General features: G+C 72.2%; 8 protein-coding genes and 1 pseudogene. 4 read left to right on the plus strand and 5 right to left on the minus strand.

All coding sequences use genetic code 11. From position 1 onward, the window contains the following. From ACI379_RS14785 to ACI379_RS14805, 5 genes and pseudogenes are all read right to left on the minus strand, one after another. Positions 1-310: pseudogene (locus ACI379_RS14785) on the minus strand (DUF58 domain-containing protein); the annotation flags it as partial. Between the two features lie 20 nt (positions 311-330). Further along, positions 331-1323 (minus strand): AAA family ATPase, encoded by a 993-nt coding sequence (locus ACI379_RS14790; RefSeq protein WP_439792864.1) that lies wholly within the window; start codon positions 1321-1323, stop codon positions 331-333. Continuing rightward, a complete protein-coding gene (locus ACI379_RS14795; protein ID WP_439792865.1) occupies positions 1320-2417 on the minus strand; it encodes a DUF4350 domain-containing protein in 1098 nt (365 codons plus the stop codon). The genes ACI379_RS14790 and ACI379_RS14795 overlap by 4 nt, the downstream gene beginning before the upstream one ends. Further along, positions 2414-3046: a DUF4129 domain-containing protein gene (locus ACI379_RS14800; RefSeq protein WP_439792866.1), complete on the minus strand. Its 633-nt coding sequence runs from the start codon at positions 3044-3046 to the stop codon at positions 2414-2416. The genes ACI379_RS14795 and ACI379_RS14800 overlap by 4 nt, the downstream gene beginning before the upstream one ends. After that, on the minus strand, positions 3043-4230 hold the full coding sequence (locus tag ACI379_RS14805) for a hypothetical protein (RefSeq protein WP_439792867.1): 1188 nt from the start codon (positions 4228-4230) through the stop codon (positions 3043-3045). Before ACI379_RS14805 ends, ACI379_RS14800 begins: the two co-directional genes overlap by 4 nt. Positions 4231-4716: 486 nt before the next feature. Between ACI379_RS14805 and rpsJ the strand changes: the two genes are divergently transcribed. Genes rpsJ through rplW form a run of 4 tightly spaced genes read left to right on the plus strand, consistent with a single transcriptional unit; the run spans position 4717 to position 6627 of the window. After that, entirely contained in the window at positions 4717-5025 is a 309-nt protein-coding gene (gene rpsJ, locus ACI379_RS14810; protein WP_008360994.1) for a 30S ribosomal protein S10, read from the plus strand. Between the two features lie 11 nt (positions 5026-5036). Then, the gene (gene rplC, locus ACI379_RS14815; RefSeq protein ID WP_439792868.1) at positions 5037-5693 is read left to right on the plus strand and encodes a 50S ribosomal protein L3; all 657 of its coding nucleotides are present in this window, start codon (positions 5037-5039) and stop codon (positions 5691-5693) included. A gap of 2 nt (positions 5694-5695) precedes the next feature. After that, positions 5696-6325, plus strand: a complete 630-nt coding sequence (gene rplD / locus ACI379_RS14820) for a 50S ribosomal protein L4, sunset domain variant (RefSeq protein WP_439792870.1) — start codon at positions 5696-5698, stop codon at positions 6323-6325. Then, positions 6322-6627 carry a 50S ribosomal protein L23 gene (rplW, locus tag ACI379_RS14825; RefSeq protein WP_439792871.1) on the plus strand — a complete coding sequence of 102 codons (306 nt, stop codon included), beginning with the start codon at positions 6322-6324 and terminating at the stop codon, positions 6625-6627. Before rplD ends, rplW begins: the two co-directional genes overlap by 4 nt. Positions 6628-6741: the final 114 nt, after the last annotated feature.

The following is a 6741-nucleotide window of genomic DNA, read 5'->3' on the forward strand; positions in this document are numbered from 1 at the left end:
GGGGGACCCGCACCCGCTGGCGCGTCTGCACCGCGCCGGCGGTCGGCTGCCAGGCGTCGCGTCCGACGAGGTCCACCGCTCGACGGCCGTCCTGGGAGATCTCCACCTCGGTGGTCGTCTCCTCCCCGAGGCGGACCGGGGCGGTGCGCGCGGACGGCGACTCCCGCCGCTGCACCCGCAGGGTGGCGGGGCGTCGCGCCAGCCCGGCGTCGAGCAGGCACGCCACGACCACCAGCGCGACCCACAGCACCGCCGTGCCCGTGCGGGGGACCAGCACGACCGGTACCAGCCCCAGGAGCAGGACCAGCACGGGACGCGGCGTGAGGAACATCAGCGCGGGACCGGCACCGAGGCGAGTGCGGAGTCGAGGACACCGGCCACCTGGACGCCCTCGAGCTCGGCCTCCGGGCGCAGGGCGAGACGGTGGGCGAGGGTGGCGTGGGCGAGCGCCTTGACGTCGTCGGGGGTGGCGAAGTCGCGGTTGTTGAGCCACGCCCACGCCCGTGCCGTGCGCAGCAGCGCGGTGGCACCGCGCGGTGAGACGCCCAGGGACAGGGAGGGGGACTGCCGGGTGGCGCGCGCGATGTCGACGATGTAGCCCGCCACCTCGGCGGAGACCTCGACGCCGCGCACCGCCTGCTGGGCGGCGAGCAGGTCGGCTGCCGAGGCGACCGGCCGTACGCCCGCTGCCGCCACGTCGCGGGGCTCGAAACCGGCAGCGTGCCGGCGCAGGATCTCCAGCTCCACGTCGCGTCCGGGGATGTCGAGGACGATCTTGACCAGAAAGCGGTCGAGCTGCGCCTCGGGCAGCGGGTAGGTGCCCTCGTACTCGACCGGGTTCTGGGTCGCGGCCACGAGGAACGGCTGCGGCACCGGCCGGGTCACGCCGTCGGCCGAGACCTGGCCCTCCTCCATCGCCTCCAGCAGCGCCGACTGCGTCTTGGGAGGGGTGCGGTTGATCTCGTCGGCGAGCAGCAGGTTCGTGAAGATGGGACCCTCGCGGAACGTCAGCTCCCCGGCGTGGGAGTCGACCACCATCGAGCCGGTGATGTCGCCGGGCATCAGGTCGGGGGTGAACTGCACCCGGCGCGTGTCGACGTCCAGGGTCGCGGCCAGGGTGCGCACCAGCAGCGTCTTGGCGACCCCGGGCACCCCCTCCATCAGCACGTGGCCGCCGCAGAGCAGGGCGACGAGCAGGCCGGAGACCGCGGCGTCCTGGCCGACGACGACCTTGGCCACCTCGGCGCGCACCTGGTCGAGGCGGGCCCGTGCGTCGGCGGCCCCCGCCACGCCGGGTCCGTCGGGGGAGAAGGAACTGGTCATGGCGTGCGAACCTCTTTCTCGAGCGCGGCCAGCGCGCCGGCCAGGTGGGTGAGTTCTGCGTCGGTGGCCGGCGGCGTGGCGCCGACCAGGAGTGCGTGGACGTCCTCGTACGACCGCCCCGTGCGCGCGGCGACGGCGTGGGTGACCTCCTCCGGCTCGGCGCGCCCGAGCCCCAGGGCCCGGCGGGCGGAGCGTACGGCCGCCCCGCGCAGCGCCTGGGCGGCGTGCGCGCGGTCGTTGGCGCGCTGGTACAGCCGACCGCGGGACTGGACGGCCTCGGTGGCCCGGACGCGGACGGGGAGCGGCTCGACGGCCAGCGCCCCGAAGCGACGGCCGCGCCACAGGACCAGGGCCATGCCGGCGAAGAACAGCAGGAGCAGCCCCGGCACGATCCACTCGGGCAGCAGCGGACCCGCGGAGGCGGCGTCCTCTGCGGTCAGGTCGGCGAGGTCCGGGACGTAGAAGACCACCCTGTCGCCCTGACCGAGCAGGCGCAGTCCGACCGCCGCGTTCTCCGCGGCGAGGATCTGGTCGTTGCTCAGCGCGGTGGCGGCGCCGAAGAGCACGAGCCCGTCCGGACGCTCCACCAGGACGTGGCGGCCCTCGTTCCCCTCGAAGCAGCCGTCCGCGGGGAAGGCGGTGCCGGTGGCGACTTCGAGCTCCAGGCCTCCCCAGCGTTCGGAGGCGCACCCCGACTCGAGGGTCTCCCCACCCACCGAGAGCGTGTCGGTGTCGAGGTGGAACAACCCCAGGGCGCGCTGACCCGGGTCCAGGAGCACGACGGTGGCGTCGCCCGCGTCGTCGCGCAGCCGCTGCACCGTGCTGGGCCCCAGCTGGTCGGGCTGGACCACCACGACGACGGTCCCCGCGTCCGGGTCGGTCTCGGCGAGGGAGTCGGCGGTGCGGGCGGTGGTGACGTCGTGGGTCTGGTCCAGCACGCGCGCCAGCGCGCGGAGGCCGGTGCCGCCGGGGTTGTCCGGGTCCAGCGGGGCGGTGCTGCGCGCCGGGTCCTGCAGCAGGACGGCGACCGCGACCGCCAGCACGGCGGCCAGCGACAGCAGCCAGACGGACCGCGACCCGAGCCGGCGCCTCACCGTCGGGCCCCGACCAGTGCGTCGTCGAGGGCCAGCGCCTCGGTGGCCTGCTCCCGGGTGGCAGTCCGGTGTCCGTACACGACCTCGTCGAAGTGGCGCGCCACCTCGCGCAGACGCTCGGTGCCCTCGGCGGCGGCGTCGAGGGCACCGAGCTCCGCGGCCAGCTCGGTCGCCGTGGCGCCCGGGCGGTCGGCGAGGCGACCGGACTCGACGGGGCGCAGCACCGCCGCGCGGAACGCCTCGGCCACGCAGTCGCCGTACTCCTCCGCCTCGAACGCGCGCACGGCCAGCGCCCGGTGCTCGGCCGCGGTGAGCCGGTGCTCGCCGAGCACCGGTCCGGTCAGGTCGGCCGTACGGCTGCCGGCGCGCCGCAGCCGCCCGAGGACCAGGATGAGCCCGACCACCAGGGCGAAGCCGATGACCAGCGCGAGGATCACCGAGCCGAGCGGGGCCGCGGCGGTCGCGGTGACGAGCTGGGCGAAGAAGCGCTTGCCGGCCTCGACGAGCCGGGCCAGGAGGTCGTCCTCGTGGTACTCGGGGCGCAGCAGCTCACGGCCCAACCGCGAACGCGCCTCCTCGGGGGAGGGGAGGGTGTCGGCGAGCGACGCCGCGAGCCGGACCGGCCTCATCGCGGGGCGCCACCACCGGAGGCCTCGAACAGGTCGAGGTCGTAGCCCTCCTTGCGGATGCGCTGGTCGAGGTACTGCAGCGTCGTGACCGAGCTCGTGAAGGGGTAGGTGATCGCCGCGACGATGACCGTGCCCACGGCCTGTCCCAGCATGTAGCCGAGCATCGCGTACTCCACGCTGAAGAACCCGACCAGGGTCCCGGCGATCGTGAACGGCGTCGCCAGCATCGAGGCCGCCGTCTGCACCACGAGGCTGGTGACCAGCGCGATGCCCAGCGTGCGCCAGAACTGACCGGCGGTGAGGCGGTACCCGCGGCCGATCGCGGCGAACACCCCGGTGCGCTCGATCATCAGGACGGGCACGGGCAGCAGGAGGACCCGGACCCACACCCACGCCATGGCCGCCAGGAAGAAGGGGAGGGTGACCAGACCGATCGTGACGGCGGGGGCCAGGTCGAGGGTGTAGAGGAGGAGGGCCCAGAGCCCGACGTACAGCAGCAGCGCTGCGACCGAGACCACGCTGACGAGCGTGACCAGGCCGATGAGGCGCCAGCGTCGGCCGAGCGTGGCCTGCCACGCCTGGGCCAGGGACATCCGCCGGCCCAGGGCTGCGGCGTGCACGACGTGGGCGATCATCCCCGTCACGAGCACGAGTCCCAGGGACTGCAGCGCGGCGCCGACCAGCAGCGAGCCGTACATCCCCAGCGCACCGAGGAGCTCGTTGCCGGAGAGGTCGTCGGCGGCAGGGTCGAAGGTGAGACTGGTTCCCCAGGTGAGGACCGCGGTGGCGAGGACAGGCAGGACCATCGCGACGGCGGCGACCAGCACGGAGGCGCCGACGGTCGCCCGCGGGTTGACCCGCACCACCTTGACCGCCGCGCTCCACATGTCGCCCAGGGTCAGCGGGCGCAGCGGGACCGCGCCCGGCTTGTGCGCGGCGACCGGGAGCGTCGGCTGCCACGGTGCGCCGGCCGGCGGCACGAACTGACCGGGGTGGGGATGGCCCGGGTAGGGCTGGCCCGGGTACGGCTGGCCCGGGTACGGCTGGTTGGCCGGCGGCGGGTACCCACCCGGCGGGGCGTACCCACTCCCGGGCGGCACCGGGCCGGCGCCGGGCTGCTGCCCGGGCGGCACGGGCGGTTCACTCGCGGGTCCCGTCGTCCCCCACGGCGGCTGCTCGCTCATGCGGGGCATCCTTGCACGCCCCGCCAGCCGGTCCGGGGTGCACCGTCGAGGGAGCGGGCCGGCACGCGGTGGGCCTCGGGTGTGATCTGCCCCACCCCAGGACCGGAGAGGTCGAATCGATTTGGAACACCTCGCCGGTGTCTGCCAAGATGGTCCAGTTGCTCCGACGGGTCGTCGGGGCGCGGCACAACTTGACTACTGAATCGCGTCTCCTTTGATCGAGCCAGTGGTCTGCGTGCGCCGCGCGACCAGTTCTGCTGGCCGGAGACCCGATCAGTCCGGTGGACCCACCGGGTGTCGTTCCAGGAAGTACCAACTCCCATGGGGGAGTCGCGAGAAACAAGCGCGACACGCCCGACCGCGGGGGTCGGAGGAACGGCGGAGAGACAGGCGGTGCCGCCCCACCCGGGACAGTGCCGAGACACAGACCAGCACGCGGTACGCCCCGGACGGGGAGTACGAGATCGAAGAGGACGAGAGAGACCTATGGCGGGACAGAAGATCCGCATCAGGCTCAAGGCCTATGACCACGAGGTGATCGACACCTCGGCGCGCAAGATCGTGGACACCGTGACCCGTACGGGTGCCAAGGTCGCCGGCCCGGTGCCGCTGCCGACCGAGAAGAACGTGTACTGCGTTATCCGCTCGCCCCACAAGTACAAGGACTCGCGCGAGCACTTCGAGATGCGCACGCACAAGCGCCTCATCGACATCATCGACCCCACGCCGAAGACCGTCGACTCGCTCATGCGCCTCGACCTGCCTGCCGGCGTCGACATCGAGATCAAGCTCTGAGGCTGGTTGACATGACTTTCGAACGCAACGTGAAGGGCCTGCTGGGCACCAAGCTCGGCATGACCCAGCTGTGGGACGAGAACAACCGGGTCGTCCCGGTGACCGTCATCGCGGCCTCCACCAACGTCATCACGCAGATCCGCCAGCCCGAGACCGACGGCTACAACGCCGTCCAGGTCGGCTTCGGCGAGATCGAGGCCCGCAAGGTGAACAAGCCCGAGGCCGGGCACTTCGCCAAGGCCGGCGTGACCCCCCGACGCAACGTCGTCGAGATCCGCACCGCTGACGCCTCGACCTACCAGGTCGGCCAGGAGCTCGGCGTCGACACCTTCGCCGCCGGCGACGTCGTCGACGTGACGGGCACCAGCAAGGGCAAGGGCTTCGCGGGCACGATGAAGCGCCACGGCTTCTCGGGTGTCTCCGCGTCGCACGGTGCTCACCGCAACCACCGCAAGCCCGGTTCCATCGGCGCCTGCGCGACCCCCGGTCGCGTGTTCAAGGGCACCCGGATGTCCGGCCGCATGGGTAACGACACGGTCACCACCCAGAACGTGACGGTTCACGCCGTCGACGCCGAGAAGGGCCTGATCCTGGTCAAGGGCGCCGTCCCCGGCGTCCGCGGCAGCCTGGTCGTCGTCCGCTCGGCTGCCAAGAAGACGGAGGCCTGAGCATGACCGCCAAGACTGTCAAGGTCGATCTCCCCGCCGAGATCTTCGACGTCGAGATCAACGTCCCGCTGATCCACCAGGTCGTCGTGGCTCAGCAGGCTGCTGCCCGCCAGGGCACGCACGCGACCAAGACCCGCGGCGAGGTCCGCGGTGGTGGCCGCAAGCCCTACAAGCAGAAGGGCACCGGTCGCGCCCGCCAGGGCTCGACCCGCGCGCCGCAGTTCGCCGGCGGTGGCACCGTCCACGGCCCGCAGCCGCGTGACTACAGCCAGCGCACCCCCAAGAAGATGATCGCTGCCGCCCTGCGCGGTGCGCTCTCCGACCGGGCTCGCAACGACCGTCTGCACGTGGTGGACAGCCTCGTCGAGGGCGACAAGCCGTCGACCAAGGCCGCCCTGGTCTCGCTCGCCGCGCTGACCGACCGCGCCCGCTACCTCGTGGTTCTCGAGCGCTCCGACGCGCTGACCTGGCTCTCGCTGCGCAACGCGCCGCAGGTGCACATCGTCGCCGTCGACCAGCTCAACACCTACGACGTGCTGGCCTCCGACGACGTGGTCTTCACCAAGGGTGCCTTCGACGCTTTCGTCGCCAAGGCCCAGGGCAAGGCCAAGAACGAGGAGAACGACAAGTGAGCACCCTGCAGAAGGACCCGCGCGACATCCTGATCGCACCGGTCGTGTCGGAGAAGAGCTACGGCCTGCTCGACGCCAACAAGTACACCTTCATCGTCCGTCCGGACGCGAACAAGACCGAGATCAAGATCGCGGTCGAGAAGGTCTTCGGCGTCAAGGTCACCTCCGTCAACACCATCAACCGCCAGGGCAAGACCCGCCGTACCAAGTTCGGGATCGGCAAGCGCGCCAACACCAAGCGCGCCATCGTCAGCCTGGCCGAGGGTCACCGCATCGACATCTTCGGGGGTCCGGTCTCCTGACCGGGTCACCAAGGGACTGAGCTGAGGAACATCTGATGGCTATCCGCAAGTACAAGCCGACCACCCCGGGCCGTCGTGGCTCGTCGGTGGCCGACTTCGCCGAGATCACCCGGA

The organism is Nocardioides sp. (assembly GCF_051876515.1).
Lineage (GTDB): Bacteria > Actinomycetota > Actinomycetes > Propionibacteriales > Nocardioidaceae > Nocardioides.